This window comes from uncultured Zoogloea sp., from assembly GCF_937894855.1.
In the GTDB taxonomy this organism is placed as follows: domain Bacteria; phylum Pseudomonadota; class Gammaproteobacteria; order Burkholderiales; family Rhodocyclaceae; genus Zoogloea; species Zoogloea oryzae.
The window spans coordinates 1-26,548 of record NZ_CALAYQ010000009.1 but is presented as its reverse complement, the minus strand read 5'-3'; the positions used below and the strand labels follow the sequence as shown (position 1 = coordinate 26,548).

Sequence of the window (26,548 nt, the reverse complement as noted above, 5' to 3'; positions counted from 1 at the left end):
GCAGCGACCCCTGTCAGACGGCGCGCGGCGTATCGTGGCGCGGGGGCGAGAGGGAAGATCCGATGCCGAGCGCTCAGGACTTGAGGACCGAGCTTCGGCTCGATCCCAGCCAGAACGCAATCGCCGTCGTGAAAGCTCCCAGCATCGCCCCGAACGCTGTGTCGACGACGCGCAGGTTACCATCAGGGATCGCAACGAAGAGCAGCGCCCCGACGAACGCGCCCATCATGAGCGTCAGCAGGATTGTCAGAGCGGCGGGCATCCAATGTTCGCGGTGCGCGGCCCGGGCGTCCTGGACGTCGGCCGTGATCAGGCGCGCGAGCTCGAGCTCGGCGGCGGCCAGCTTCTCCTCGGCGGCGGGATCGCCGGCGATGGCGTTGGCGATCGCCGTCGGCGTGGGGGCCACCCCGAGCCTCGACGCTACGAGCCCCCCAGCGACCGCGCCGGCGGGCCCCGCGAGCGCGGTGCCGATCGCCGGGGCGAGCGGCGCGACCTTCTTCGCCAGATCCTGCCAGTTCATGCGGGCATCTCCTTGTACCAGCGTGCCACGCGCTCGTGCGCGGCGAAGTCCTTGGGGGGCGGGCAGTTGGCGCGCCAGGCGAGCACCGCCTTCAGCGCGTCGGCCTCGGCGCCCGTCAGGTCCATTCGAACGTCGCGAAGGGTTTCCGTGCCGCCGGCGGCGGCGATCGCGTCCAGGAACACGCGGTAGTACCCCGCGACGTCCTGCCAGTGATCGAGGACGTTGACGGTGCGGCGGGCATTCATGAGATCGTCGGGTCCGGCATCGGGCAGGTAGGCACCGAGACCCTTGCCGGCGGCGTTCCAGCGGCCGTCGAGCAGTCCGCGGAACAGGAGGCGGGCGCCGATCTCCGGTTCGAGCAAGGCGTCCGGGTTGGCGACGAGATCGACCCCGACATCCGCCGAGCTCGCCCGGTAGTTGGCGTGCCAGGTCAGTTGGGGATAGCCGCGCCCATAGTAGACCTGCCCCCCGACAGGCTCGGCATACCGATACCCCTTCCGACGCACGTAGGCGCGGGCTTCGGCGTCGGTCGCCTTGAACCCCTCCCGGACCGGCACCATGGCCGCCCCGACCTCGCGCCGCGCGGTGGCGAGCCCATATGCCAACGTTTTGGCTCGCCCGTCGCCGGCGGTGCGAAAGCCGTCCAGGAGTCCAGTGATACCGCGCACCTGGACGCTCGACAGCCGGCCGCCGAAGAGCGCACTCTGACGAAGCGCCTCGAAGAACGCTGCATCATTCACGATTTGGTACTCCGCTCGATCAGGCGGCCGACCTTTTCGTCAATGCCATCCATCGTCTTTTCGGTGCGGGCCAACCACTCACGCAACGCGGCTTCCTGCTCGAGAATGCGAGCGGTCAGCAGTTCGCTCTCAGAAAGGCGCTTCTCGGCGGTCTGCAAGCGCGAACTCATATCCGAAACGTCCTCCTTGAGGTCTGAAATGGATGAAGTCAGCCGTGCGTGCCCGAAGATCGCCGCGGAGAAGATCGCCAGAAACGGCCAGACCCGCTCTACGATGGACAGGAACTCTGCCATTTTCGGCGCGCCTCCTTGCGCGTGATGCGATTAGTATTGGTTGGAAGGAGGCCGCGATGGGGCGCGGCATCTGGGCCAGCGCCCCGGTCAGAGAGAAGCGTCCCAGGTCAGGCAGCTAGCCCGACGTAGTTGTCGTAGGGCAGGCCATCGAAGAGCCGCCCAGGCTGCGCGTATGGCGGCGGAATGATCAGGCAGCCCTGGTCCGACGAGGTAAAGCATTCGCCGGTCAGCGGATGCACGCTCGTGCTGGCGATCGCCGTCCCGAACCCGCGGCGCTGGCCCATTTCCTCCCAGGTCGCGCCGGTATCGGTCGAAACGAAGAGAGCATTCTGCGCCCGTCCGTCGCAGGTCGCCCAAATCACGTTCGCATAGCGCGGGTCGACCTGGATGTTGGAGATGCTGGGCGTGCGCGGATAGCGGGCCGAGGGCGGTGTCGCCCCCGCCGAGCCGAACAGGTTCAGCGTAACATAGGTCCCGGCCGCCAGGTCGTACTTGCGGATCCGGTAGGCGGTGGTGTCCCGGACATAGATCACGTTCTCATCGAATGGGTCGGCGCAGAAGACAACCATGGCATTGGCGGATGTCGGCTTGTAGGTCAGCGTCAGAACCGTGCTCCAGCTCGCGCCATTGTTCGAAGACCGTTTGACGATGAGCTGAGCAGTCGATGAAGAGAAGCGGCTGACGGTGAAGAAGTGGTTGGTGCCTGACCGCTTGCAGGTCATGCCGGCGATCATGTCATCGTCTGTCAGGCCGCTCATCGCCGACCAGGTGGCCCAGGCGCCATCGATCGAGCGCATCCGTCCCCACATGATGTTTCCGGGCGCCGCGTAATTGTAGCAGAAGACGCCGGTTTTGATCGACTGTGAGTTCGCGATCGCGCTCCAGTTCGATCCGCTCCGGCGCAGCAAGCCGAAATTGCTGTTGTAGCCCCCCATCGCCACGATGATCACGTCACCGTTCGGATGCAGCGCGCCGCCGCAGGAGACGAGGTTCTGCGCATTCAGCGCGGTCGACCACCAGGCGGCGGCGTTTCGCACCGACTTCAGCACGTCGACCGGGAAGGATTCGAAAGACTTGCAGCCGTTCTCGGTCAACCAGGCGCCAGAGTCATAAACGTTGAGCAGCATCCGGTTCTTGTCGGAGATGTCGAAATTTCCCTGCGGGCAACCCCAGGACTTCTGGTGCTTGCCGCTATAGCCGGCGTTGGCGAGCTGCCAGGTCGTACCCTTGTTGACAGTTCGAAAGAAATTGTTCGCGGTCGGCCCGCTCCCCATCTTGCCGGTCAGCACCACTTTGTTCACATCGCCCGGATCGAAAAGGCAGGCCGTCTGGGTGACGTTGCAGATATTCGGGTTGCTGCTGACGCTGCCGTACCCACCGGCGGTGCGGCCCGGGCTGCCAGGCCGCACCTGGAAGCGATCAACTCCGTAGCGGGTGAAGGTCGATAAGCCTGTGCCGTTCAGACTGATCCGCGGCAGGTTCGGGAATGTGCCATCGTCGATGATCGCCAGCATGAAGTTCGGATCGGCCGGCGAGATATAGAGCGCATCGAAGGCGGCGAAGGTTCCCACCTGGGCGAAGGTCGGCGTCGTCGCGAGCCCGTTCACGCTGCGGAAGATCCCGACCCCGTCGACGCCGCAGATCACGGTGGCGCCGTCGGCCGAGACATAAGCCGGCGCCTTGACGTTGCCCGACCGCGCGATGGAATAGGTCGGTGTCCCCCATGCGTTATTGACCAGGACGAGGCCCTTCGTGGTCGAGACCCAGAAGCGACCTGTGTTGCCGGCGCCGGCGGCCATCGCCACGCGACACTTGCCGAGGGTCGCCACGTTCCAGTTATTCGTCGTCAGCCGAGTCCAGGTCGCCCCGCCATCGAGCGACCGCGCGGTGATGCTCGCGTCGTTCTTGTCCGAGCAGATGAAGGCGAGGATGTTCTGCGAACGGCCGGAAAGCGCGCCCGAGAAGCAAACCGCCATCAGGTCGCCATGGCTGCATTTCGCAGTGTCATCCAAGGTCGTATAGGGCAGTTGGACGCCGCCGGCCGTCACCTCGGCGACCGTCTCGAACCCGTCGAGCGTACGAAAGAGGCCGCCGTCGTTCGGGGTGAAATTGTTCCCCATGCTGGCGAGGACATGGTTCGCATTGAGCGGATCGACCGCGAGGCCCATGCAGTTCTGCGACTTCATCCCGAACTGCGTCGGCCGACGCCACGACAGGCCCATGTCAGGCGAGCGCCAGATCGGATGGCTGTCGCCGCCGCCATAGATGATCGCGGGGGCGGCCGGGCTGTTACGGAACACCTGGGGCAGCTGATAGCCCTCTCCCGGGACATAGTCCGCCACCCCGAACTCCGCCGCCTCGACCACCGGCATCAGCCGCGCCGGCGGTTCGCTCACCCCTGGGTCCGACGCCATCTGGAGCAGCTGGATCAGCGCCGAGCTCGGCGCGCTGAACTCCATCGCGGTCAACGGGTTCAGCATGGCGGCGTCGGTCGTGTAGATGAAATGGTGCGCCTTGGACTGGCCGAGGACGTTCGCGGTCGATCCCACGGTCGGGTCGTTGGCCCAGAGGAACGGCCGGATTTGCGGTGCCCCGGTCACCGGCGTGACCGCGCGGGCGATCCAGCGGTTCGCTACGCTCGGATGCCGGATCATCGGGTAATAGCCGGTGCCGGGGCCACTGCCCGCCACATGGGCGTCGCCACGCCACCAGACGGCGGTGATCGCCTCGGGATAGGCCGCTTCATTCAGGTCGATGTGCCAGGTGCCGAATCCAGCCGGAACCCCGCTGCCGGACTGGCCGGTCGCATCCATACGGATCGAAAGAGTCACGTCGGCGAGGGAGATCGGCTTGATGACCACCGACATCTGGAACGTCACCTCGGCGTAGTTTCCGGAGGTGGTGTTGGTGCCGCGTACCGTGACCGGCTGTTGCGCCTGGGTAGCCGCCCGCGAGAATGTGAGCGCGCCGGTAGCGGCATTGATGCTGACCCCGGCGACCACCGGCGAGATCGACCAGGAATTGATCGTGCCCGAGAACGCGGTCAGCACATCGGTCGCGGGGGCCACGAGGGCGCCGGCGCCGCGGATCATGTTCAATCGGTTCGGGATCGGAGTTCCCGAGGCAGCCGGCGCCGCTCCCGCGCTTGAAACCACGGCCACCGAGAATGTGGCATCGATGTGGGCGCTGGCGGCGTTCGTTGCCCGGACTGTGACCGTCGAGCTCGAGAGCAGGGCGAGCGTGCTCGTGGCCACCAATTGGCCGCTGATCGTCACGCCGGCCGGTGGAGAGACGAGTGAGAACGTCCAGGGGCCGGGGGTGAAAGCCACCGAGACGTCGACCGGCTGCGGATTGCTGCCCTGGACATAGGACTGCGCAGCAAGGGCTACCCCGGAGAGAGCCGGCGCAGCGATCGCGACCGTCAGGAGAAAATCGCCATCGGCATGTCCGCCCGAGTTGGCGGCGCGGACTGCGATCAACAGCCCGGTTTGGACGGTGCCGGTTGAAATGTAGAGCTGGCCGTCCGACAGATCGATCGTAGCGGGCGGCGCTCCGAGCAGCGTCCAGGCGTCCACCTGTCCGGTGACATAGCCGGTCAGGTCGATGACCTTTATTCCGTCATTCTGAGCATAGCTCCGAGGCCCGATCGACGAGGTCCAGACCGGTGCGACCCGCGTGACCCCGAGGGAATTCCCGGGATATCGCCGGGTGATTCCGTCCCTTGTCGCGCTGTCGCGAACCCACAGGGTCGCGCGATCGACGTCAGCACCGGGTGTGAAGCTGCCGCCGACGGCGGCGATGTAGACGACTTCGCCTCGCATGATATCGGTTACGACCGTCGTCGCCCCGGCGGTATTGTCGTACGTGCCGGGCGTCACGACCACGGCCGCGCCGATCTTGCCGGTCCCGGTCAGCGCTGGAGGAACAACGGGGACGGGCCCATTGAGCTCAGCCTGGGCGGGCGGAAAACTGACGAAACCGTCGGCGCATTTGATCGCCTTGGCGCCGGAGACCGTGCGAAAGACCATCGGCATCAGCGGGTCCCCTTGACCGGCGGCGCGTCGGCGGCCTTCTCGGCGACCGCGACCTGCCGGATCTGCGCGGCCGCGGGAACATCGACCGCCCCAAGATCGCTGAGCATCGCGGTCGCCTCCGAGAGACCAAGCAGCCGCAGCATGAGAGCGGCCGCGAGCAATCCGGGCGATGCCGCCTCGAGCGCGGCGATGGCCTCGGGCAGGCTCGTTTTCTGAAGCGCCCGCGCCATCTGATCGACACTCACGTCAGGCTCCCTAGGGAGGCTCTCCACTGGCCGGAAGGTCACCGTTCCGGCCGCGAGGGTGCCCGTGTCCCATGCCGTCACGTCCTCATCGTCCGGGGTTTCGAAAGCCGCCGGATGGATGCCCGCCGCTGCCAATCGACCCGGCTTTTCGTTCAACTGGTCGATCTTGTCGTACTTGTTGCCTTCGGCATCCTGATATGGATGCCGCGCCGGAACCCATGCCTCGCCGACGAGCTGCACATACATCATCGTCTCCGTCCTCTGATCTCGACTGCGAAATGATGGGCGGCGGCGGCGGTCGCGCCGTCGTTTCCGACCACCTGCGCCGCCCACGACTTCACCGGGATGACCGTCGAGCGCCCCCACCGCATCCTTGGCGTCGCACTGACATTTTCTTTGAGCAGCGTCGCATCGGCGCGGAGTCCGGGGGCCGCGCCAGAAGTAACCGCGGCGCCGGAAATAATCGCGCTGTTGCGGTTCGCAGGAGCACAGGCGCCATGGGTGATGTTCGCATTGGACGCGTTCGCCGCTGGGCCGGTGATCGTCCCGATCGGATGCTTCCAATCGACGTTGCGGATCGACACGAGATACGCGCCGTGTGCGTTGGTCCAGCTGCCGAGGCCGCCATCGGCGCCGTCCGAGGTACACTGCCGATGGGCCCAGGCGGTGCCCATCGAATCCGCGCCGAGCCCGGCGTTGATCGCCGTGTACCCCACGCCAGACGGAATTGTCGGCGCGCTGGCGGTGCCGGATCGGATGCCAATGCCCAGGATCATATCCTTGGCCTTGTAGGTGGTGAGCGTCGGAGTGCTGGACGCACCTTCCGGACTGGCGGCGATTATTCGCGGCCTGGGCGGTTTCTTGAACCAGAAGCTCATGGTCAGCCGAGCAATACTTTGTTGCCAGATGTCACGAGGTACGGGATCACGGTGCGCTCATTGGCCCCATCGTTCAGGGCTATGACCCCTGCCGTGGCGTCGGACGGCAGAACGTCTGTCCCGGCCGTCAGGCCCCAGCCCCCCGTGCCATTCTGCAGGACCACGATATGCCCGCTTCGCCCCGCCTTGCCGGTGTAGTTCGAGAAGGCGAGAACCCGCGTCGCGGTCAGCGCCCCCACCTCGAAATTGATACCAGCGGCCAGGTTCAGGGTGATCGTTGCAGCGTCCGAAACGCTGATCGGCGCCTGAGAGGCGCGGCTCACGTCCGGACTGATCCATTTGTTGGACGCGCTACCGGCCCAGACATCCGCCGCATCCGCAGCGATGGCGCCAAACTGAATGAAGTCCAGAGAGGTCGCGCCGATTGTGATCGGACCGTTGGTAGAGCAGGCCCAGATGGTATCGGCGTTGACGGTGCCTTCGCGCACGACAACGGTCGCGCCAAGCAGCGCGACGCCCGTATCCGCGTCAGGACGCCGCGTCGGGGCACCGCTCGCATTGACCCTGTAGATCCCTCGCTCCACCCCGCTGGTCTGGTTCTTGATCAGGATGTCGTCGTCGACGGCGAGCACGACACCGTCGACCGTCTGGCCGGCCGCGTAGGCGGAGGCCAAGGTTCCGTTGGCGGTCGTCGCGGCCCGAACACTCCCCTTCCACGACGACGCGGAGCCGATCAGAGGCGCCAGCCGCGCAAAGAGACCGCTCGACGTCAGCCCTACGAACTCACCGTCCTCGTCTGTCGCGAAGACCGCCAGGTTGGGCACCTCGGGTGCATCGGCCGACGCCTTGTTCAGAATGGCGTTCGCCCGTGCGACGGACGCGGCCGGATCCTCGTGACTTCCTTCGTCGAGGATGATTGCAACAAGACTGTCGGCGAGCGCCGGCGCGGCGGCGGGGTCGGCACCTGCCGCTGTGATGCCGCCGACGATCGCCGCCGGAGCCGCGCCGAGCTTCCCCGCCAGCGCCGCCGTGGTCCCGGCCGCTTCCGCTTTCCCCGCCAGCGCCGTTGCCAGCCCGGTTACGTCGCTGATCGGATGGGTATGCGCGAGCGGCGCGCGCCCCGCGACCGCGTCGGTAAAATGGTCGAGGTTCCCATCGTACTCCAGAGCAGTCAGCGGACTGCCTTTGGATGTGCGCTTGACTATGGTCATTCGACGAATACCCCGCTTTCGAAAACGCCTGGCTCAAAGGTGATTATTCCGCCGGCCCCGAGCAGGGTCTCCAGCACCGCGATCCGCGCGAAGAGCGCAGGCAGCACGCCGACGCGGACATAGGCCTCGGCGTTCTCGAACGCCGCGCCGCCGACGCTGTCGGGCTGAAGCGCGGAGAGGGCCAGGGCGGCGGCTTCGCCGAAGTCGCCACCGCCCGTGCGCCAGACGTCGGTTTCCAGCGCGGCGTCGAGGACCTCCGCGATGCGCGCGCCCGCCTGGGCATCGAGCTCGACCTTGTCCAGCTCGGCGTTCCCCTCGTCCTCCGGGTCGTAGACGATGAGCTGCAGGCCCGGCGTCCATTCGCGCGCCGGCTTCGGCCCGAGCGGGTTTGGATCAGGCATCCGTGCCTCCGTTCAGGACGGTACGCGCCGCCCGCCGACGATCGATCACATCCTCGGGCAGCGGTCGGCCATCTGACGGATCGACCGCCCGCGTGACATACCAATCCGTGGCATCGAGATACGCCCGCGCGAGTGCACGCGCGTCTTCGCGGCGCTCACCCTCCGGGGTGCGCAGCAGGCTCCAGTTCAGCATATGTTGGGGTCCTCTAGACGATCTCAGCGTCGCCATAGGGCGGCAGGGCGACCGGGCCATCGTCGGTGATGGTCATTGTTTTCGCGAAACGTCGCTCGGCCGGCGCCTCCGGCCCACATGGCAACACCACTGTGACCCGGACGTGCCCCTGTTCCCGGCGTGCCCCGGATCCGATCCATTCGCTGGCGATCGCATCCCTGGGCAGCATTCCGCCCTCGGGAAGTGGTCCGAAATCCAGCCGCGCGCCGTTGAGCAGCAGGATGTCGCCGCTCACCTCGATGCGCAGCTGCTCGTCTCGCCGGACGCAAGTAAAATCGAGGATCATGCGACCCATCTCCCGACCGCCTTGACGTGGCACGTCGCGGTGTCTCCTGCCCCGAAGTTCGTCATCCCCGCGATCCTGACCAGTTCCAGGGACATCTCGGTTGGCGTCGGGCTGGCGCTGATCCTCAGCGTGCCGAGCATCGAGACGGCAGGCGCGGCGCTGACCAGCCGCAACAGCGCCGATCCGCGCCAGATCGAATTCGCGAACGGCCGCGGGAACACCCAGGTGCCACCGAGCGTCGCGACATCGAGGCGGTTGAGCGTCATCGGCCCCCAGCACTTCTGCGTGCCATCGGCCAGGCGCACATACTCGCCGCTCGACAGGACGCCGCTCTCGATTATCGCGCCGCCGGGGACCCCGCCCGCCATGGAGACGTCACCGACAATGTCGCGCTGCGTGAAAACGCGCCGCCAAGGCTTCCAGGACGTGCCCTCGGCGTTGAGCGAGACCCTGATCGAGATCAGGTCCGCCTCGGCGGAGCTCTGGACGAAGGCGATCTGCGTGACCGCGTTGGCGCGGGCGGCGACGATCAGGGAGCCGTTGCCGGCCGCCGGCGCGTTCAGCGCGCCGCTCGACCAGCGACGGAATCCATCGGTGATCTCATCGTCGAAATCCTGAACCACGGGACCGATATCGCTGGTCAGAACCCGCCACAACCCGTCGATCCGCACCCTCAACCGTGTCCCATAGGCCGAGGCGCCAGTGTCGAGCCAAAGCTGACCCTCGACGGGATTCGGCGGCGCCGACGCCCCCTGCCAGGACGACTTCAGGGCAGTCAGCCAGTCGTTGATGCCATTGACCATGGCTGCGCCCGCGAGCGGCGAGGACGACCGGATCAGGTTGGCCGGATGGCTCATTCGCGTTCCCCATAGGCTCTGGCCAAAATCTCCACGACGCGCTCGACCCCGGCGCCGGCGGAATTTCGGATCTGGATATCAATGCCGTCTCTGTCGGCCGTGTAGATCGGGCGGTCTCCGGCGGCGCCGTCCTGGATCGTCAGGCCAACGTCGGGCCGCGCGTAGAACCCCGGGTCGAAATCGACGCGCCGGCCGGCCGCCGGCACCGTCAGCCTCTTGCTGTAGACGCGATCCGGCATATCGACGACAAAGCGCGCCGCGCGGACGACCGGTGTCGCACCGGGACTCGTCGAGACGAGCTCGAGGCGAAATCGGAAGGCTCGCGCGGTGTAATCACCGACCGCGAACTCCCGCCAGGCGCTCCAGGTGGGGCTGCCGGCCGGATTTGAGTTCGTGGTCTGCAGATAGGCGCGGACCGCGACACCATCCTCGACACCGCCATAGACATCCTCGACGGCGAAGACGTCGGTCCAGGCGAAGACATCGTCGTCGATCCGTGCCGCGTTGATCTCGACCTCGGCGCTGACCCGGCAGGTAAAGCGGCCGCCGAGGTCGATGTACGCGGCCGACTCCCACTGGCCAGTCGCCTCGAAGGTGGACGGCGTTCGCTGGATCAGCAGCGGAACTCCCGCCTGAATATGCACGGGTGCGAAACTCTGGACCGCCACGTAGAATTCCGCGCCATCCGTCTTGCGGAGCCTCAACCCACCAAGGCCGCTATCCACGACGGTGTTCGACCGAACGCCGGCGAATTCCGGATCGGCCTCCAGATCGAAAATGAAATTGAGACCCCGCACGCGCGGGATGGTGGTTGTCACGGCCGCGGCGATTTCGCTGGTGCGACCCTGATGATCGACCGACTTGACCAGATAGGTTCCGACCCTCAGCGGCACCTCGACGCTCGTCGCCGGGGCCGGCACCCGCCGGACGTTCTGCGCCGTGGCCCATAGCGCTCCGCTCTCCACCTTGGAATGGCGCACCAGGTAGTACGACACATCGATGTCCGGCGGTTCGAGCCACGAGAGCGTGGCATTCCCGCCGGTGATCTCGATGCTAAGGTCGGACATCTCCGCCGGACGATCGGTTGCCCCGACCACGGAAATCGAACTCGCCTCAACCCAGCGACTGGCACGGCCGTATTCGGAGACTACCCTGAACCGCATGTCGTACCGGTCGCCCGGCTCAACCTCGCGGACCACCACGCGGCGCAGCCCCTCGACGGTCACGCCGTCGTCGTCCCAGGCGCCACCCGCCGCCCGCCGCACCTGGGCGATCAGCCGGGCGATCGGCGGCTCCCTCGACCCTTCCCGCAGCCGCAGAGTGGCAATGATCCGCGGCATCAGATCGCCATTCGGCAAACGCTCGAGCGCGGCGTCGGCCGCCTGAATGTCGGCGATGGCCGGCGCCGACGGCTGGCGCATCCAGACCGGCACCGTGGTGCGCGGCTGATAGTCGGGGATTCTCCCGGTATCCGCCGAATGCACCGCCGGAGCGTGGGGGACCAGGATCAGCGTCGCATGCAGGTCTTCGTCGGGATCGACAGTGTTGACAATCCAGTCGGTGACAGTCCTTCCCGCCTCTCCGAACGCAACGAGGTCATCCGGAAATGGTATCTCGCCGGAACCGATCGGTGTGCGGAAGACGAGAGAGCGGCGAATGCCTGGCACCGTCACGAGCAGCCGACTGACTTCCAGGTTGGAAACGCCCGCCGACCTGCGGATGAAGACCGAATATTCCTTGCCAGTCTCCATCAGGCAGTCCTCGTCGAGCTCGATCGAAACGCACTGCCCGCCGTCGATCTCGCGCGAAACGATGCGCCCCTGGACAAGACCGACGAGCATCACGTCGTGCGCGACACGCACCATGTCGCCGGGCCGCGCGACAAGGTGTTCCATATCCATGCGCACGGTCAGCCGCTCCGGCCGCAGCTTTGCGACGGCCATGTGATATCGCGCGTCCCGGAATGCCTGATCGGCCTCCGTGACTCCCCAGAGATCGAGGCGGTCGAAGGTCGCGGCGTTTCCCTTGTTCTTGCCGTCGGCGTAAACGATCAGCTCGTCGGGCTGGTAGCCGGCGGCGGCCGAGACGAATTGCACGCGGAACGCGTCCGGCGGGTCAGGAAAGGTCCGCTCGCCGGCCAGGCTGATGATGTTGCGTGGAGTCAGCATCTGCACCGGCACATCCTGCGCGATGTCGCGCTTGATGCTGTAGAGCCCATCCTTCATCAGAAACGCAGCGCGGCCGGCGGCCGCGACGTCCTTCAGCGCGTCGAAGAGCGTTCGCTGGCCCTGGATCACCGCGTCGCAGCGCCGATCCGCCTGGCGGTTTTCCGTATGCCAGGCTTGCAGGCTCGGCAGATCGAGGCGCGACAGGGAAATCCGCCGCTTCAGGTGCGGACCGCGCAGCAGGTGCCGATAGATCGAGGCCGGGTTGCGCGTGGCGCGCGTGACCCACTCCGACCCGTTCCAGTCCGGGATCAGCGATGTCGCAACGCAGTTGAGATCGTCGATCACGTTGCTCAGCTGGTCGGTGGCCCGGATCCGGACGGCGATCATCGCGAGACCGCGCATGCCGACAGGCGGGTCGTTTCGGATGCTCCGCAGCGACGCCCAGACGACAAGGTCCAGGAACTGCACCGTGTGCTCGGGGTCCTCTTCGGCATCGCCGCTCACGCGCCGGATGCGAACCTCGTACTGCCCCCGTGCCGGGAACTTGATCCGGCGCGACCGGCGGCGGGTCCGGGGCAAGCGCTCCTCGTAGACGATGATCCCGCCGTCGAACCAGGCGGTTGTCCCCACCCGTCGGAACATCGTCTGAAACTTGATCTTGCGAACGACCCAGCCATACCTCCCGGTCAGACGGCCGACGCCGTTCGGCGCCACGGTGTCGACATAGACCTCGTCGATGTCCGGCGCCGTCCTGCGCGACTGCCACCCCGCGCTCTTCGGCAGCTCGATGCTCAGGTCCTCCTGGAACACCTGTCCGGGATAGAGCGTGATCGGATCATCGTGGTCCCATCCCTCGCGGATCTCGATCTCGATATCGTCGTACTCGTCGATCGGCGTATCGCCGATCTTGATGTCGGCGATCGTCAGCGGCCCGTACCCCACGACGAACAGGCTGCGCAGGTACTGCTCGTCGCCGCTCCGCTCGACATAATGCTCGGCGCCGAGCAGCGGCACGACCAGGTGCCGGCCGAGGATCAGGGGGATCGGCCCATACGGATCGGCGCGGTTCTGCGATCCGCGGATCCCGGGCAGCAGCTCCTGCCGCCCGCGCGCCCCCAGCGCGTCACGGCCTGGCGCCGGCGGCGGGGCGATGGCATTGACGAGCAGCGAGCCGACGATCGAGGCGCCGGCGGTGATCAGGCCGGCGGCCAGCGTCGCGGCCGTGCCGGTCATGCCAAAGGCCAAGGCGGCGGCGGGACCGGCCCAGGCCGCGACGACCAGAACGGCGATGGAGAGCAGCGTCCGGAACGTGTCGCCGCCTTGCACCCAGGCCCGGAATTCAACGCGCGATCCTGGCTTCGGCCGCACGCGCTCGTGCCATTCGGCGGGCACCGGGGCGCCGGCGATATAGACATTGACGTAGCGACGGGCTCCGGCGTCCGGGATCGCCACGGCGAGCATCTCGGCGATCGACAAGCCGGCCGGCAGGTGATGCTCGGCGATGTCGCTCCGCAGCGGATGCGGGCGGCCGATCAGGTGGACGGCGCCCTCGAGCGGGCGGAGGACCTCGGCGGAGCCTACCTGGATCATGGCCGGCGAAAGGCCTCGACCCGCCGGGCCCATGATCCGGCGCGATAGGATTCGACGGCCGCGCCGAGGCCGACACGGGTGTGCAGCATCATCCCGCCGCCGACCACCATCCCTATGTGGCAGACCACCCCGGCGGTCCGCAGGAACACCCCGTCGCCCGGAATCTCCGAGCCGGGCTCGACGACCTGCGCGAACCCAATGTGCCCGCGGATCACGCCCGCATGCTCCTCGCGGCCGGCGGCCGTGCCGTAGCACCCGTCGTAGCCGTCCAGCCACTCGCCCCACCGCTCGCCCCGGACGAGCCGATAGAGACCCCAGCAGTCGAGGCCGTCCCGATCCCGGCCGAGCTCGCGGAACGGCAGCCCCAGATAGTCCGCCACCCAAGCCGGAATAGGCGCGGAGATCATCGGAAAAGCCCCGGAAAATTGCCCGGCGTGAACAGATGGTGCGGAACGGCCATGTCGAGGATCGGCTCGTAGGTCAGGTCCATCTCGACGACCGCGCCGTCATACCGCGCGACACGGCATTCGAAATCGAACGGGCCGAGGTCGACCTGGTCGGGGTCGCTGACCGGCACGATCGCCAGCGTCGCGGTCAGCACCTCGTTGACCGACCGGATCGCCTCGACGAACATCAGCGACGCATTGTCGATCCGGATGCGCGCCCGGGGAGGGCTGGCATCGCTCGCCTCGGGCAGGGTCACCGCGAACGCTTGCGCGCGGTATGTGATACCCCGACTGACCACGTCGGCGTCCCAGTCGGTCACCCGCACCGTGGTGCCATCCCCGCGCAGCGTGAACAGCGCGATGTAGGCATCGTCGATCTCGGTCGCATAGAGGCGCGCGCGGTCCATCTACGACCATTCCTCGATATTGATGCTCAGCTCGATCCATCCGGGGGCGAGCTGCGCCATGGCGAACCCGCCATCCTCGGCGAACCGGACGGTCCGGACCGCGTCGGTGATCGGATCGGGCCAGTCGAAGAGCTCCGCCCCCAGGCCGATGTGCACGCGCACCCAGGTTTCGAACGTCGCGGCTTCGGCGTTGGTGATCGCGTATCTCGCGGACAGGCTCCGCGTCGCGCGGCTCGACCGCCGCCGGACCTTCGGGGGCCCGACTTCCATGGCCGTGCGAGCCACGCTCGGCTTCAGCCCGCCGCGCTGGTAGCTCCCATAAAGGGGGGCGCGTGAGATCGGGAACGACGGCATCGTCGGTCAGACGCCTCTCGGCCGCCGGCCGACGCCGAAATTGTCGCGCATGGCGCCATCGAGGGCGCCCTGGCCGATCATGTTCCGGACCTGATCCCGCAGGAAAATCTCGATCTGGCGCGTGCCGCCCGGCCCGGTCTTTTCCTCGACCTGCGTTCCGGCCGGCGCGTTGTGGATGATGACTTCCACTTTCGCAGCCCCGCCACCCAGCCCGCCGAGCGCGTGATTGGGAATGACCTGCGATCCGCGCGGCAGGTTGACGAGCTCGGGCCCCCGCTCGCCGACCAGTGCGAGACCGCCCGGCGCCGACCGCGTTCCCGCCGCGAATCCGGGGATCGGGAAATAGCCCGTCTGGCCGAACAGGCTGCCCAGCACGCTGTTGAACGCCTTGTTGAGGACCAGGCGCTTCAGATCCTCCTCGAGGCCGCGCAGCGCGTCGCCGCCGCGAGCCGAGCCGTCGACGAGCGCGTCGACGAGGCCGGAGAACTGGCCAGCGGCGGCCTGTCCGACCTGCTGGAACACCCCGGGGATGCCGTCGGCCACGGACGTCAGCTGCGAAGAGACACCCACCCGGCCAGCATCGAGGCCGGCAACCAGGCCCTGCATGATATTCTGGCCGATCTCGGCGAAGACGGTTGACGGTGAATGAATGCCAAGCGGATCGCGGATCCAGCCCGGAATGCTCTCGGCCAGCGATCCGAACCACGCTTTCACGTTTTCCCACTTCTCCACTAACCCCTGAAGCAGCCCGTCAATCATCTGCCGGCCAGCCTGGAGCAGCTGCTCGCGTACCCCGGCTAGATAGGCGTCGAGCTCGCCGAAGGCGGCGATCGCCGCGTCGACACCTTCGACCAACCGCGTCCCGATATCCGAAGCAAAGGCCTCCGCCGCCGCCCGAGCGCCCGGAAATGCTACGTCGGCGAGGTTGAGCACCGTCGTACCGAAAGCGATCGCCTGCTGACCGACCGAGTCGAGAGCGCCGGCGAAGTCGCCTCGCAGCGTCTGGCTTAGCGCCTGGGCGCTCAGCACCAGCTGCTCACCCATGCCGGACGCAACGACGCCCATCGCGCGCCCGAATCCCTCGACCGCGCCCGCGACGACGGGAAATTTCTCCGCGACCAGATCCCAGTTCTGGTAAAGCGCGATACCCGCGGCGGTCAGCGCGGCGATCGCTGTGACGGCGAGGCCAACCGGACTGGCCACCGCGGCGATGCCGGTGGCCACCAGGCCGGCTGCCACCAGCAGCGGCCCAATCGCCGCGGCGCAGGCGCCGGCGGCGACGCCGAAGCGCAGCAGCGCCGGATCGGCCTCCGATACCGAGTCGATAAGGTCGGTCACTCCTCGCGCCAGATCGGTCGCCATGTCGATCAGGCCGGCGTCGGCGACCGCCAGCGCCAGCTCGTCGATCGCCCCGCCCAGTTGCTCCATCGCCCCGGCCCAGCCCTTGGTGCGTGCCGCTGCCTGCTCGGCCGCGTCCGCCGAGCCGATCGCCGCGTCGAGCTCGGCCACCCCTTTCGCGCCGGCCTCCATCAGGCCGATCGCGGTGCGCATGGCGTCCGTGCCGAAAATGTCGGTCAGCGCCTCGGACTTCGCCTCGTCGCTCAGATTGCCGAGCGCGGTGCGCAGCTCCTCGGCCACGTCTGCCATCGGCTTCAAGCCGCCGGAGGCGTCGAAGAATTCGAGGCCGAGCCGGTCCATCGCGGCGGCGGCCGCCTTCGAAGTCGGGACCAGCCGCTGCAGGAAGGTCTTGAAGCTGGTGCCGGCGTCCGAGCCGCTGGCGAACCGCGCGCTGGTCGCGGCGATCACCGCGTTGAAATCCTCGAGCGTGACGCCGAGGCCGCCGGCGACGCCGCCGGCTTGTGCCAGTGCCAGGCGATAGTCGTCGAAGCCGAACTTCGAGGCCAGCAGCACACCAGAGACGCCGTCGACCACGGAGCCGAGGTCGGCGGCACCCTTGCCGAAGTTAAGCATCACATCGGTGGAAAGATCGGCGGCGGAGGCGAGGTCGGAACCGGAGGCGGCCGCGAGGTCGAGCGAAGCGGTCAGCGCCCCGCCAAGGATGTCGGCGGTCGACACGCCGTTCTTGGCCAGCATTTCGATCGCTTCCGCCGCCTCGCCGGCGGAGAAGGTCGTGCTTTTCCCGAGGTCACGCGCCAGCTTTTCGAACGCCGCCATGTCACCGGCACCGGCGCCGGTCGCGGCGCCGATCCGGTTCATCGCCGCCTCAAACTGGCCGGCGGTATTCAGGATCAGGCCCCCAGCCAGGGTCAGCGGCGCGGTAACCTTCAACGACAACTCACTGCCAAGCCGGCCGAGGTCGCGCCCGGCGACCTTCAACTTGGCAGTCGCGCCGTCGAGGCCCTGGCTGAACGCGGCGGTATCGATGCCGAGCACGACGCGCAACGCACCGACGACTGCCGAGGACATGGCTCTACTCCTGTTGCTGGTCGGACGACTGGCCGCTCAGGGCCAGCCCGATGAAGAATGCCCGCACCCGGGCGTCGTCGGCGGCGCTCGACCCGCCGGAACCGGCGGCTCTCGGCGAGGGTCGCGCGCCTCCCCCGGAGCCAGCCGGTTCAGACGGTCGGAAGGCAGGCATTTTGCGCGGCGAATGCACTGCGAAGGCGATCAGCTGCGCCGTCTCGTGCGCGATCGCCCGCGCCCGGTCATGCGCGGAACGGGCACGCGTCAGCGCCGCCTCCAGGATCAGCTCGGCCTCACGCGGCGTGCGCGCCCAGAATTCCGCGAAACCGAGCCCGGCGCCGAGCCAGCCGCGCAGCCAGCCATCGATGTCCGGATCGCCGCCGGCGTCCGGATCATCCGGCTCGACGCCTAGGGTTCCCCCGAGGCGCCGTCTCCCGCCTCGGAATCCCCCGCCTTGCTTTCCGGCAACGCCGCGCGGATCGCGCGGCCGAGCAGCGCCACCGCCGGCACGATCCCGAGCGCGTCGATGATCTCATCCACCGCCTCGGGCGCGGGCGTCGGCGACAGTCCGGCGAGGAACAGCCGATGCACCCGGTCGAACCCGTCGGGATCCTCTTCGATTTTCCGGAGCTCCCGAACGGCGGCGAGGAACCCCTCGCCGGTCGCGCCTGGCAGCCGGGGATATGCCCGCATCGCCGCGAACCCGAAGCGCAGCCGGTAGTCACGGCCGAGCGCGGTAAACAGGACGCCGCTCGCCGGGTCCTCCCCCTCTTTCTGGAGACTATCCATCAGGCCGCCGCCGCGCCCTTGGTCCAGGTTACATCGCCGGTGATCCGGATGCGCACGTTCATGCCCAGGGGCTCGCCGATGCCGTTGTCGACGAGGGCAGGCGTCGGAAAGCCGCGAAACGCGAAGATGTCGCCGCTCGACTGGTTCGGCGCGGGTTTCAGCGTGACGCGATAATAGATCGCGCCGGCGGCGGCGTTGTCGGCCACCTGCTGCTCGTAGCCGGCGGCGGTATAGCCGCATTCGAGCTCGATCTCGCCGGCGTCCTTCAGGCCCTTGATATATTCGCGGAACCCGTTCGGACTGTCGAGACTGGTGACCTCGGGATATTCCTGCGTGGTCGAGGGCACGGCCACGCCCTTCGCCTCCGGAATGTCCGCCCAGCCGGTGGTGCCGTTCGTCGATCGCTCGACGCCCGCGCCATAGGAAATGATCTGGTTGCTCACGGCTCCTCCTGCTGATGCCTGACCCTGAAATCGAGCGACGTCCGGAACAGCTGTTCCACCACGTCGCCGCCGTCCGCCGCGCGCACCTCGCTGGTGTCGCGGCCATTCTCCTGGAAGACGCCCTGAAAGCGGGTCGCCCCGACAATCCCCGCATAGCCGTCGAGCGCGGCCGACACGGCGCGGCCGAGCGCCTTCGCCTCGCGATAGACCAGCGCCCAGCAATCGACCTGCACCCGTGCATCGGCCAGTGCCTCCGGCCCGGCCAGGCCATGACCCCGGCGCTCGGAAACCAGATGCAGCAGCACCGCCGGAAAACCCTCGCCCTGCGGCCGTCCGCCCCAGCTCACTCGCGCCCCGGCCAGCGCCGCGACGCCGGGCGCGGCGAGCAGCAGGCTCCGCAGATCCTCCTCCATCACCCGGCCTTCGCCGCCGCCCTGGCGAGCCGCGCCGCCCGCCGCCGCGCGGTCTTCTCGATCTCGGCGCCGAGATCGGTGGCCACGGCGTCGAGCGCACCCTCGGCACCCGCGGCGAACGCCGGCCGCATGAAGGGCTGCGGCCCGTGACGCGAATTGCCGAACTCCTGCTGGACCGCCTTCGGGTCGCGGTTCGGCCCCATGAAGACCTCGACGGCGCCCGCCCCGGCGCCCTTGGCCGCGGCGCGCGCGGCGGCGACGCCGCCGCCGGCGCCGATCGTGGCGGCGTAGGCACGGGCGGCGGCGCTCTTCGCCCCCGCCGGCCGGCGCGTTGTAACGATTATCGTCCCGGCGATGCTCTCGGGAGTCTCCGGATCGTTCGGCGCCTTGGCCCGCGCATCCTCGGCCATGGGGCCCAGAGCGCGGATGCCGACCCGCCGCAGCACGCTCTTGCCGAGGCTCTTGCCGAGATCGGCCAGCGCCGCCTCGGTCTCCCGCCATCCTTCCAGCTGGACCTTCATGGCGCCGCGTCGACCCGGGCGGCGGCGGTGATCTCCTGACCTTCCTGGCGGCCGAGTTCCTTGACGGCGCTGATCGTGTGTGCGCGCCCCTCCCAGACTACGCGATCGAAGACGGTGACCCCAAGGCCCCAGCGAATTCGGAACCGGACCGTCGCCTCGGCGCCGAGCTCGCCGGCGCGCCAGCGCTCCCCGTCGCTGACAGGCCGAACTTGAGCGCTGATCGTCGCCAGCGGCGACCAGGCTTTCACCTCGCCACCGAAGGCGTCGACCGTCGCGCTGAAGCGCTCGATCGTGACGAGACGGTCGAGGTCACCGGCCTCGAGAATACGAGAGGGCATGGCGGACCTCAGTCGTAAATCGCCCAGATATCGGAGGCCGTACCGCCGAGCCGGACCTGCGAAGCGGCCAAGGGATTGAACCCCTGCTGCAACGGGACATTGGCACGATCCGTGCCATCGACCTGCCTGAGGTTCGCGGTGCCGGCCGTCCCGACGAGAAGCGCGCGGCAAGGCCCGCCGGGCAAAGCAGCGTCGGCCTTGGTGACGGGGACGTAGACCAGGGCGGTCGACGAGGACAGGAAGTTGGGGGCCATGTGAAATTTCTCCTACCGATCAGACGGCAATCCGGCGCCACGGCGTGATCTGGGCGACGACGATCTTCTCGTCCATGGCATCGCGGTGGTCGTATTCGTGCCGGACCATCCGGCGGATCACGTCCTTGATTCCCGGCGGACACCCATTGCCTGCGACCCAGCGCACGCGCGCGGCGCCGGGCATTGCCCTGGTCGGAGGCCAAGCAACGCCGGGCGCTGGCACAATCCTGTCCGCTGCCAGCACGAAATCGTCCGGGCCGATGGTTTGCTCGTCGCCGGCGACGTCGATGTAGACGATGCTCTCCACGCTCACCGCCGGGCCGAGCGGCAGCCGGATCGTCGCCGGCAGCCCATCCATCATCAGCTCCCAGGTCTGCGCCTCGAGGGCGCGGCCGAGCAGACCGCCCCAGCCGTCCAGGCGCGACACGGCACCCAGGATCAGGTCCTCGATCAGCTGGTCGTCGTGAGAAAGGGCGACGTTGCAGTATTGCTTTGCCTCCGCCAGCGACAGCGGTGATGTCGCCGGCGAAGTGACCAGGATGGGCGTGGGCATGTCAGGATCAGGCCACCGGCCTCTGGGAGGCTTTGCCCTTGGCGATCTGTACCGACACGGCGATCGACGTCCCGCCGTTCTTGGTGGTGACCGTCCGGACGTACCGCTTGCCGCCACTATAGCCGAACTTGTAGGCGGTCGACGCGGCCAGCGACGCGGGCAGCGTGCCGATCAAGCCGTTCGACGACGTCACGTCCACGAAGTCGCCGGAGGTGGTCGTGTCGGAATGCTGCAGCTTCAGAGTATAGTCGCCGGCGCCGCCGATCGCGCCGGTATTGACGAGCCCGACCATGCTGTCGAAGCCCCGCAGATCGATCGCCGCCGACGTGTCGGTCGCCGCCAGCACCTGCGGAACGACCGCCGACACGACGCCCAGATTGGAGTAAAGGTCACGCATCCCGCGCGTCTCCTGTATGTCCTAATGGAATGGGGAAGGCCCGGCGGATCATCCCGCCGGGGTCGAGGCGATCGGCTTAGTCGCCGAACTTGAGGAACTTCACCGCTTCGAAGTTGATCGCGTCGCCGCCGACCCGCTTCGTGGTATAGAACCCGACATAGGGCTTGTTGGTCAGCGGATCCCGCAGAACGCGGATGCCGACGCGATCGACGATCTGGTACGCCTCGCTGAAATCTCCGAACGCCAGCGAAAGGCTGTCCGCGGCGATCACCGGCATGTCCTCGGCCTCGACGATGTTGAAGCCGAGGATCGTGCCGCCGGACAACGCCTGCAGCGAAGGCGCCCAGATGTAGTTGCCCTGCCCATCCTTCAACTTCCGGACTTCGGCGACCGTCGACCGCGCTGCCATGAAATTCGCGCCCGCGCGGTATCCCGCCTTCACGGAATAGACGAGGTCGATCAGCTTGTCGCTGCCGTTCGTCGCGCCGAAACTGGCATCCGTGCCGGTGAGGACGTGCTGGAAGATGCCCCAGGCCCGGGTCGCGTCCGCCGTCAACGCCGTGGGGTAGGTCAGGAGTCCGCGCGGTTTCAGCGCGCCGTCGCCATTCAGAAACGCGGCGTTCTCGGTCCGGATGAACTTGTCCGACGTTTTCGCGGCGAGCCAGGCCTCGATATCGAACATCGCGTCGTCGAGGACCTTCTGGGTGGCCTGCGGGAAGGCGTAGAGCTCGTGCACCGGGATATCCCACTTGCCGAGCTGCGGCGTGCCCGTGGCGGGGCGGGGCGCGGTCTCGCCGACCCAGCCGGCTGTGCCCTCACCGAGATCGTTGAAACCCTCCAGGCGGTCCGTTCCGATCGTGTCGACCGACGCTACCTGTCGCATCGGCGAAGTCTCGAACAGCTTCTTCACGATCCGACCGGAGGTGTCCGGCGTGACTGCGAAGCCGCCGTCCGGATCGGAGCCGACGGACATCGCCGCCAGCGCTTCGCGTGGCGTGTTGCCGCCCCGGCGCATGTAGGTGTTGAGCGCGGAACGATAGGCTTGATACTCCTCGATACCGACGTCCTGGCCGCGTTCGCGGCCGAAGGCCTGCGCCATCGAGATGTCGGTGACGGCGCCGTCGCCACCGCCAAGCAACGCGCCGGCGGCGCGCGTCGCGACATCCGTCAGCTTTCCCTGCATCTCGGTGAGCGCCGCGTTGATCCGATCGACCTCTTCGGTCGATACCGCGTCCGCGCGACCCTTTTCGACCGCCGCGAGCCTTGCGTCGTTCTTCGCCTGGAACTCGGTCCAGGCCTTCTGCAGTTCGGCCAGAACGGCCTTCGGGTCTGTCGCGTCCGCGCGCACGGTCGCGATCCCGCGCGCGGGCTTGAACGCCGCCGGGGTGAGCATCTTCATGATCGGTCCTTTCTAGGATCGAAGCGTTGTGATTGCCGACATCAGGTCGGCGGTCAGATCGCCTGCATCGCGCTCGGCGGGTCGGGTTGCATCGCGCGGGCCCGACGAAATTGCGTTGATCAGGTCGAAGCGCTCCCGGCGCCCCATGCCGGCGGTCGCCAGCTTTGCCTCGAGGCGGCGCCGGGCGATCAGGTCCGAGGGGCCACCGGCGGCCTTCGCCGCCTCGGAGCTGGCGGCTTCGAACGTCGCGTCGGCGAACCCCTTTTCGATCGCCTCGGCCGCCGACATGAACGTCCCGTCCGACGCCTTGGAAGGACCGTCGAGCATTGCCAGCACATCCTTCGCATCCATGCCGGTGCGGGCCGCGTAGATGTCGGCCATCGACGCGTCGAATTGCCCGAACACTTCGGCCGCGTCGAGGTAGTCGTGGCGGTTGCCGACGACGAGCCCCCAAGCATTATGGATCATCATCATCGAACCCGTGCCCATCAGCACCTGGTCACCGGCCATCGCGATGACCGACGCCGCCGAGGCCGCGATCCCCATGATCTTGACCGTTACCTCGGCGCGATGTTCGCGCAGCAGATTGTAGATCGCCATTCCTTCGAACATGTCGCCGCCGGGGGAATTTACGTTGACCGTGACCGCGTTCTTGCCGATCAACCGCAGCGCGGCTGCCATGCGCTTGGCGGTGAATCCCTCCCCGGACCAGAAATCCTCTCCGATCACACCATAGATCGACACGGTATTCGGATCGTCGGCCTCAGCCGCCATCGGCCGCTCCACCCATTCGGTCAGCGCCACCGGCGGCGAGTCCCAGTCGTACCCCTTGGGTCGCGAGGCCGCGCGGGCGTCAGGCAGTTCGCGCAGGGTCATCCGGGTCTCCTTCTGGCGCCGCGGGAGGCGGGGCGAGCGTCTGGTTTGGCGGCGCGGCGTATTCGTCGCCGGCCTCGTCGTCTCGTGGATTCAGGTCCAGCTTCTCGCGGACGTCGTTGGCGCTGTAGACGCCCCACTGCCGCCCGCGCGTGAAGGCGTCCCACTGGGCCTTAGTGTCGCCCTTCAGAAGCGCCTGGGTGTTGAACCTGAAATCGAGCACGTCCCACTCGCTCTCGTGGATCAAGTCGCGCTTCAGGGCCTCCTGCCAGGTCACCAGCCAGTCGTTCAGTGTGTAGGTCACGAACCCGATACCCTGCTGCTCGATTCCGGATCCCCAGCTCGTCTCCTTTTCGGTCGCCCCGAGCATGTGGGGCGGGACCCCGAAGAACATGGCAATGTCGTAACGCTGGAAATCGCGCTGCTCGAGGAACTGCAGGTCGGTCGGTGACAGGCTGACGGGGCTGTAGTCCATCCCTTCCTCGAGAACCAGGGTTCCTCCTGATCCGGTTGGCCCGCTGTGTTCTGCCAGAGAATCCTTCAGAAAGGCCCGAGCTTCCTGGCTGAGCTTGTTCGGGTGTTTCAGAACGCCCCTGACGAACTGGCCGTTCCGCATCAGATGCGCGCCGGCGGCCTCGCCCTGCAGCGCGAGGCCGATGCTCTCGCGCATGTGGTTGAGCACCGACAGGCCCCGGACTCCGTCGAGCGACATGCCCCGCAAATGCAGCATGTCGGCCTGTCCAAGTGTCAACTTCGAGCCGTCCGATCGGGAGACCTTGTATCTCAGGCTCAGATCCTCGGACCGCTGCTCAACCTCGACCCGGTTGGGAAGGATCGGGATCAGACCGGCCACATCCCGGCCGACCCTGATTTTCATCGCATATCCGTTTCCGCGCAGCAGCAGGTGCGCCTGCAGCATCCGCCGGAACTCGCTGGGTGTCTGCCACGGGTTAGGCTTGACCGTCAGCAGGCGACGCAGGGGGTGGCCGACCGCCGGCCGCCGGATGCGCTCGCCCTCGCGCCGGATCAGATCCATGGGCAGCGACCCGACCGTGCCGGAGATGATGTTGATGCACCGCCACGCCGCGGCGACCCGCATCGCCGAGGTCTCGGTTACCGCCGCGCCGGACGCGGTCTGCATGGTCCCGCCGAGCCTCAGGAACTCCGCGACTAGCTCCGGCGTCATGCTGGTCAGATCCAAGCTGCCCGAACTCGCGCTGGCCTTTGCTGATCTGGCGCCCTTGCGCTTCTTGTTGGCCATTTAGAGTGCCAGGATCCCCCGGCTGTCATAAACCGACAGTCCGACCGCTTCCGGGTTCCGGCTCATCAGGCTGATGGCGTTGAACGCGGCCACCAGGGGGTCGATCTTCGCCTTGCCCGCCGTTTCCTTCGTGATCAGCACCGCGTTCCCTCTCTGCTCGGCCTTCGCATTGCCGACGCACCATGCCATCAGCGGCTGACCGCAATGCATCAGCGTGCCGTCCTTCAGCTTCCGCTCCGCGCCCCAGACCGACCCGGACAATCGAAAGCCCTGGATCACCGACGAGACCTGGTCCCCGCCGATGCCCCGGCCCGCCAGCTCGTCGACCATGGCGGCGACGCCGATCGGGTCGAACCCGACCGCGTATTTCTCCGGCAGAAGGCCGGCGATCTTGATCCTCTCGACGATCTCGGCGACACCGATCACATCGTCGGTCACCTCGTGGCACAACGTCAGATCGCCGGAGGCCTCGAAGTCTCGCAGCCGCTCGGCGATGTCCTTGCGAAGTTCCAGCACGTCGGCCTGGCACCAGGCGTGACACCACAGAAGCCACCGCTTGGTTACCCGGCATCGTCCGAGCACTGCGATCCCGAGCAGATCATCCAGGCCGCCACCATCGATCCCGACGGTGACCACCTCCGACCGCTCGAGCAGCGCCTCGAGCGTCAGCCCGGCCTCGGCCGCGCCCAGCCAGTAGTCTGCTCCGCGCCAGCGTTCGGAATGCAGGGCGAGGCCGATCTCGACATTCAGATGCTGCGACGCCCAGCGGCGCTCCTCCTCGGCGCCCTTGTCCCGGGCGTCGCGATAGTCGGCGGTCAGCGTCTCGAGATCGATCGACAGCCCGAGGTTCGGGTTGACCATCGACCAGTTCTTCGGATCGCGCCACGGCGCGTCCGGCGCCGTCTGCATCGCCTCCGGAAACTCGTAGAGGATCGGCAGCAGGCGCGAGTCCTTGATCCGCCCGTCGCGCACCGCCCGGGCATATTGCAGCTCGGCCCGGAACACACCGGCCGGCGGCTGGTCGCTCTGGGTGGTGATGACGATCAGGAAGCCCTCGGGATTGGCCAGCAGGCCACCGCGCATCTGGCCCATGACCCGGCTGGCATAGGACAGGAGCGACATCACATGCAGCTCGTCGATCAGGATCCCGACCGGCTTCGACCCGGTCATCACCTTCATGTCGAAGGTCTTGATCCTGAGGAACGCGCCGTTCAGCAGGTCCCGGATGGTCTTCAGATGCTCCTGCACCTTGAACCGTTTCCCGAGATAGCCGTCCGGATCGGCCTCGATCATGCCGCTCACCTGCTGGAAGGCGAGGTCGGCGATGTCCTGCGTCGGCCCGACCAGCAGGAACTCGGCGCGCGGCCGCTCGTTCATCAGGAGGGCGGTCAGCATGACGGCGGCGCCGCCCGTGGTCTTGTTGTTCTTCTTCGGCACCAGGCCGAATATCTCGCGCACCCGCCGGCGGCCGCGCGCGTCGATCGAGCCGAAGACCGACCCGACGATATCGCGGAACCAGTCGCCCGCCGCCTCGGCCATCGCCGGCTTGCCCGGCACGTCGGGCAGCCGCAGGCGGTTGAAGATCGCGATCGCCCGCGCCGCCTCGACCTCATCGAGCGGCAGGTCCGGCACCAGGGACCGCCCGTCCCGCAGCCGCGCCTCCCAGTCGGGCGAGGCGAAGTCCCAGCCGTCGCCGTCCAGCATCAGTGCCTGACCAGCTCGCCCCAGGCCGATCCCTGATCGGCCGCCTTCGCGTCGCGCAGCGCCTTCTCCTTCTTGCCGAGCTCGAGGTCCGGATCGATCTCCCGCGGCACCGCCGGCGCGCCCTGACCATCGGCCAGCACCCTGATCCAGGCTTTCTGCGCCGAGACATTGCCGCCCTCGGCGCTCGCCCGCAGCCAGAGCAGCGCCCGCGCGCGCTCCTGCGCGACGCCTTCGTTCAGCTCGGCGAAATAATACTTCGCCAGCGTCGGCTTCGACACCCCGAGCACCAGGGCGATATCGTCCCGCGACAGACCAGCCGCGCGCAAGGCACTGACATCCTTACGCTTTTCTCTCGTGACCCGATGTTTCGGCCGCCCGCGCGGATCGGCGGGCTCCCGATACGGCTCCCCCAGCAGATCAAGCTCCGGAATCTCGTCCCCCAAGAAAAAATTCTCCGCGTGAGATGAGCGCCGGTGACGTCGGCAGCCACGATTTCAGACTTTTGGTGCGCCCCCCG

At 67.5% G+C, this 26,548-nt stretch carries 30 protein-coding genes; 1 reads left to right on the top strand and 29 read right to left on the bottom strand.

All coding sequences use genetic code 11. From position 1 onward, the window contains the following. Positions 1-73: 73 nt before the first annotated feature. The 16 genes from Q0672_RS00535 to Q0672_RS00460 form a co-directional block, all read right to left on the bottom strand. Complete coding sequence (locus Q0672_RS00535; protein WP_298618690.1) at positions 74-520, bottom strand: hypothetical protein; 447 nt, start codon at positions 518-520, stop codon at positions 74-76. Next, positions 517-1,260, bottom strand: coding sequence for a glycoside hydrolase family 19 protein (locus Q0672_RS00530; protein WP_298618688.1), 744 nt, complete (start codon positions 1,258-1,260; stop codon positions 517-519). Before Q0672_RS00530 ends, Q0672_RS00535 begins: the two co-directional genes overlap by 4 nt. Further along, positions 1,257-1,553, bottom strand: a complete 297-nt coding sequence (locus Q0672_RS00525; RefSeq protein ID WP_298618686.1) for a hypothetical protein — start codon at positions 1,551-1,553, stop codon at positions 1,257-1,259. The genes Q0672_RS00530 and Q0672_RS00525 overlap by 4 nt, the downstream gene beginning before the upstream one ends. A 107-nt stretch (positions 1,554-1,660) precedes the next feature. Further along, positions 1,661-5,587 carry a hypothetical protein gene (locus Q0672_RS00520; RefSeq protein WP_298618684.1) on the bottom strand — a complete coding sequence of 1,309 codons (3,927 nt, stop codon included), beginning with the start codon at positions 5,585-5,587 and terminating at the stop codon, positions 1,661-1,663. Then, positions 5,587-6,078 (bottom strand): hypothetical protein, encoded by a 492-nt coding sequence (locus Q0672_RS00515; protein WP_298618682.1) that lies wholly within the window; start codon positions 6,076-6,078, stop codon positions 5,587-5,589. The genes Q0672_RS00520 and Q0672_RS00515 overlap by 1 nt, the downstream gene beginning before the upstream one ends. After that, complete coding sequence (locus Q0672_RS00510; protein ID WP_298618680.1) at positions 6,078-6,710, bottom strand: hypothetical protein; 633 nt, start codon at positions 6,708-6,710, stop codon at positions 6,078-6,080. The genes Q0672_RS00515 and Q0672_RS00510 overlap by 1 nt, the downstream gene beginning before the upstream one ends. Before the next feature lie 2 nt (positions 6,711-6,712). Further along, a complete protein-coding gene (locus Q0672_RS00505; protein ID WP_298618678.1) occupies positions 6,713-7,921 on the bottom strand; it encodes a hypothetical protein in 1,209 nt (402 codons plus the stop codon). Continuing rightward, the gene (locus Q0672_RS00500) at positions 7,918-8,322 is read right to left on the bottom strand and encodes a hypothetical protein (protein ID WP_298618676.1); all 405 of its coding nucleotides are present in this window, start codon (positions 8,320-8,322) and stop codon (positions 7,918-7,920) included. The genes Q0672_RS00505 and Q0672_RS00500 overlap by 4 nt, the downstream gene beginning before the upstream one ends. Next, a complete protein-coding gene (locus tag Q0672_RS00495; RefSeq protein ID WP_298618674.1) occupies positions 8,315-8,515 on the bottom strand; it encodes a hypothetical protein in 201 nt (66 codons plus the stop codon). Before Q0672_RS00495 ends, Q0672_RS00500 begins: the two co-directional genes overlap by 8 nt. Positions 8,516-8,528: 13 nt before the next feature. After that, the gene (locus Q0672_RS00490) at positions 8,529-8,840 is read right to left on the bottom strand and encodes a hypothetical protein (RefSeq protein ID WP_298618672.1); all 312 of its coding nucleotides are present in this window, start codon (positions 8,838-8,840) and stop codon (positions 8,529-8,531) included. Then, on the bottom strand, positions 8,837-9,697 hold the full coding sequence (locus Q0672_RS00485) for a pyocin knob domain-containing protein (protein ID WP_298618670.1): 861 nt from the start codon (positions 9,695-9,697) through the stop codon (positions 8,837-8,839). The genes Q0672_RS00490 and Q0672_RS00485 overlap by 4 nt, the downstream gene beginning before the upstream one ends. Further along, the gene (locus Q0672_RS00480) at positions 9,694-13,455 is read right to left on the bottom strand and encodes a host specificity factor TipJ family phage tail protein (protein ID WP_298618668.1); all 3,762 of its coding nucleotides are present in this window, start codon (positions 13,453-13,455) and stop codon (positions 9,694-9,696) included. Before Q0672_RS00480 ends, Q0672_RS00485 begins: the two co-directional genes overlap by 4 nt. Next, positions 13,452-13,862 (bottom strand): NlpC/P60 family protein, encoded by a 411-nt coding sequence (locus Q0672_RS00475; RefSeq protein ID WP_298618666.1) that lies wholly within the window; start codon positions 13,860-13,862, stop codon positions 13,452-13,454. Before Q0672_RS00475 ends, Q0672_RS00480 begins: the two co-directional genes overlap by 4 nt. After that, positions 13,859-14,308, bottom strand: a complete 450-nt coding sequence (locus Q0672_RS00470) for a hypothetical protein (RefSeq protein WP_298618664.1) — start codon at positions 14,306-14,308, stop codon at positions 13,859-13,861. The genes Q0672_RS00475 and Q0672_RS00470 overlap by 4 nt, the downstream gene beginning before the upstream one ends. Continuing rightward, the gene (locus Q0672_RS00465; RefSeq protein ID WP_298618662.1) at positions 14,309-14,578 is read right to left on the bottom strand and encodes a hypothetical protein; all 270 of its coding nucleotides are present in this window, start codon (positions 14,576-14,578) and stop codon (positions 14,309-14,311) included. 90 nt (positions 14,579-14,668) lie between these two features. Further along, positions 14,669-17,089, bottom strand: a complete 2,421-nt coding sequence (locus tag Q0672_RS00460; RefSeq protein ID WP_298618660.1) for a phage tail tape measure protein — start codon at positions 17,087-17,089, stop codon at positions 14,669-14,671. 184 nt (positions 17,090-17,273) lie between these two features. On the opposite strand from Q0672_RS00460, the gene Q0672_RS00455 reads away from it, so the two are divergent. Beyond that, complete coding sequence (locus tag Q0672_RS00455; RefSeq protein WP_298618658.1) at positions 17,274-17,498, top strand: hypothetical protein; 225 nt, start codon at positions 17,274-17,276, stop codon at positions 17,496-17,498. Here the strand turns inward: Q0672_RS00455 and Q0672_RS00450 are convergent. From Q0672_RS00450 to Q0672_RS00390, 13 genes are all read right to left on the bottom strand, one after another. Beyond that, a complete protein-coding gene (locus tag Q0672_RS00450; RefSeq protein ID WP_298618656.1) occupies positions 17,495-17,875 on the bottom strand; it encodes a hypothetical protein in 381 nt (126 codons plus the stop codon). The two genes, Q0672_RS00455 and Q0672_RS00450, sit on opposite strands and share 4 nt — an antisense overlap. Beyond that, positions 17,875-18,318 (bottom strand): phage tail tube protein, encoded by a 444-nt coding sequence (locus Q0672_RS00445; RefSeq protein ID WP_298618654.1) that lies wholly within the window; start codon positions 18,316-18,318, stop codon positions 17,875-17,877. Before Q0672_RS00445 ends, Q0672_RS00450 begins: the two co-directional genes overlap by 1 nt. Further along, the gene (locus tag Q0672_RS00440) at positions 18,315-18,731 is read right to left on the bottom strand and encodes a DUF3168 domain-containing protein (protein ID WP_298618652.1); all 417 of its coding nucleotides are present in this window, start codon (positions 18,729-18,731) and stop codon (positions 18,315-18,317) included. Before Q0672_RS00440 ends, Q0672_RS00445 begins: the two co-directional genes overlap by 4 nt. Continuing rightward, positions 18,731-19,252, bottom strand: coding sequence for a hypothetical protein (locus Q0672_RS00435; RefSeq protein ID WP_298618650.1), 522 nt, complete (start codon positions 19,250-19,252; stop codon positions 18,731-18,733). The genes Q0672_RS00440 and Q0672_RS00435 overlap by 1 nt, the downstream gene beginning before the upstream one ends. Beyond that, positions 19,249-19,590: a phage head closure protein gene (locus Q0672_RS00430; RefSeq protein ID WP_298618648.1), complete on the bottom strand. Its 342-nt coding sequence runs from the start codon at positions 19,588-19,590 to the stop codon at positions 19,249-19,251. The genes Q0672_RS00435 and Q0672_RS00430 overlap by 4 nt, the downstream gene beginning before the upstream one ends. 8 nt (positions 19,591-19,598) lie before the next feature. Beyond that, entirely contained in the window at positions 19,599-19,844 is a 246-nt protein-coding gene (locus tag Q0672_RS00425) for a hypothetical protein (protein ID WP_298618646.1), read from the bottom strand. A gap of 19 nt (positions 19,845-19,863) precedes the next feature. After that, the gene (locus tag Q0672_RS00420; RefSeq protein WP_298618644.1) at positions 19,864-20,397 is read right to left on the bottom strand and encodes a hypothetical protein; all 534 of its coding nucleotides are present in this window, start codon (positions 20,395-20,397) and stop codon (positions 19,864-19,866) included. Positions 20,398-20,404: 7 nt separating this feature from the next. Further along, positions 20,405-20,794, bottom strand: a complete 390-nt coding sequence (locus Q0672_RS00415) for a hypothetical protein (protein ID WP_298618642.1) — start codon at positions 20,792-20,794, stop codon at positions 20,405-20,407. Positions 20,795-20,870: 76 nt separating this feature from the next. Beyond that, complete coding sequence (locus tag Q0672_RS00410; RefSeq protein ID WP_298618639.1) at positions 20,871-22,193, bottom strand: phage major capsid protein; 1,323 nt, start codon at positions 22,191-22,193, stop codon at positions 20,871-20,873. Between the two features lie 12 nt (positions 22,194-22,205). Further along, complete coding sequence (locus tag Q0672_RS00405; protein ID WP_298618637.1) at positions 22,206-23,069, bottom strand: head maturation protease, ClpP-related; 864 nt, start codon at positions 23,067-23,069, stop codon at positions 22,206-22,208. Beyond that, the gene (locus Q0672_RS00400) at positions 23,047-24,327 is read right to left on the bottom strand and encodes a phage portal protein (RefSeq protein ID WP_298618635.1); all 1,281 of its coding nucleotides are present in this window, start codon (positions 24,325-24,327) and stop codon (positions 23,047-23,049) included. Before Q0672_RS00400 ends, Q0672_RS00405 begins: the two co-directional genes overlap by 23 nt. Continuing rightward, positions 24,328-26,031 carry a terminase TerL endonuclease subunit gene (locus Q0672_RS00395; RefSeq protein ID WP_298618633.1) on the bottom strand — a complete coding sequence of 568 codons (1,704 nt, stop codon included), beginning with the start codon at positions 26,029-26,031 and terminating at the stop codon, positions 24,328-24,330. Continuing rightward, complete coding sequence (locus Q0672_RS00390; RefSeq protein WP_298618631.1) at positions 26,031-26,474, bottom strand: hypothetical protein; 444 nt, start codon at positions 26,472-26,474, stop codon at positions 26,031-26,033. The genes Q0672_RS00395 and Q0672_RS00390 overlap by 1 nt, the downstream gene beginning before the upstream one ends. Between the last annotated feature and the right edge of the window lie 74 nt (positions 26,475-26,548).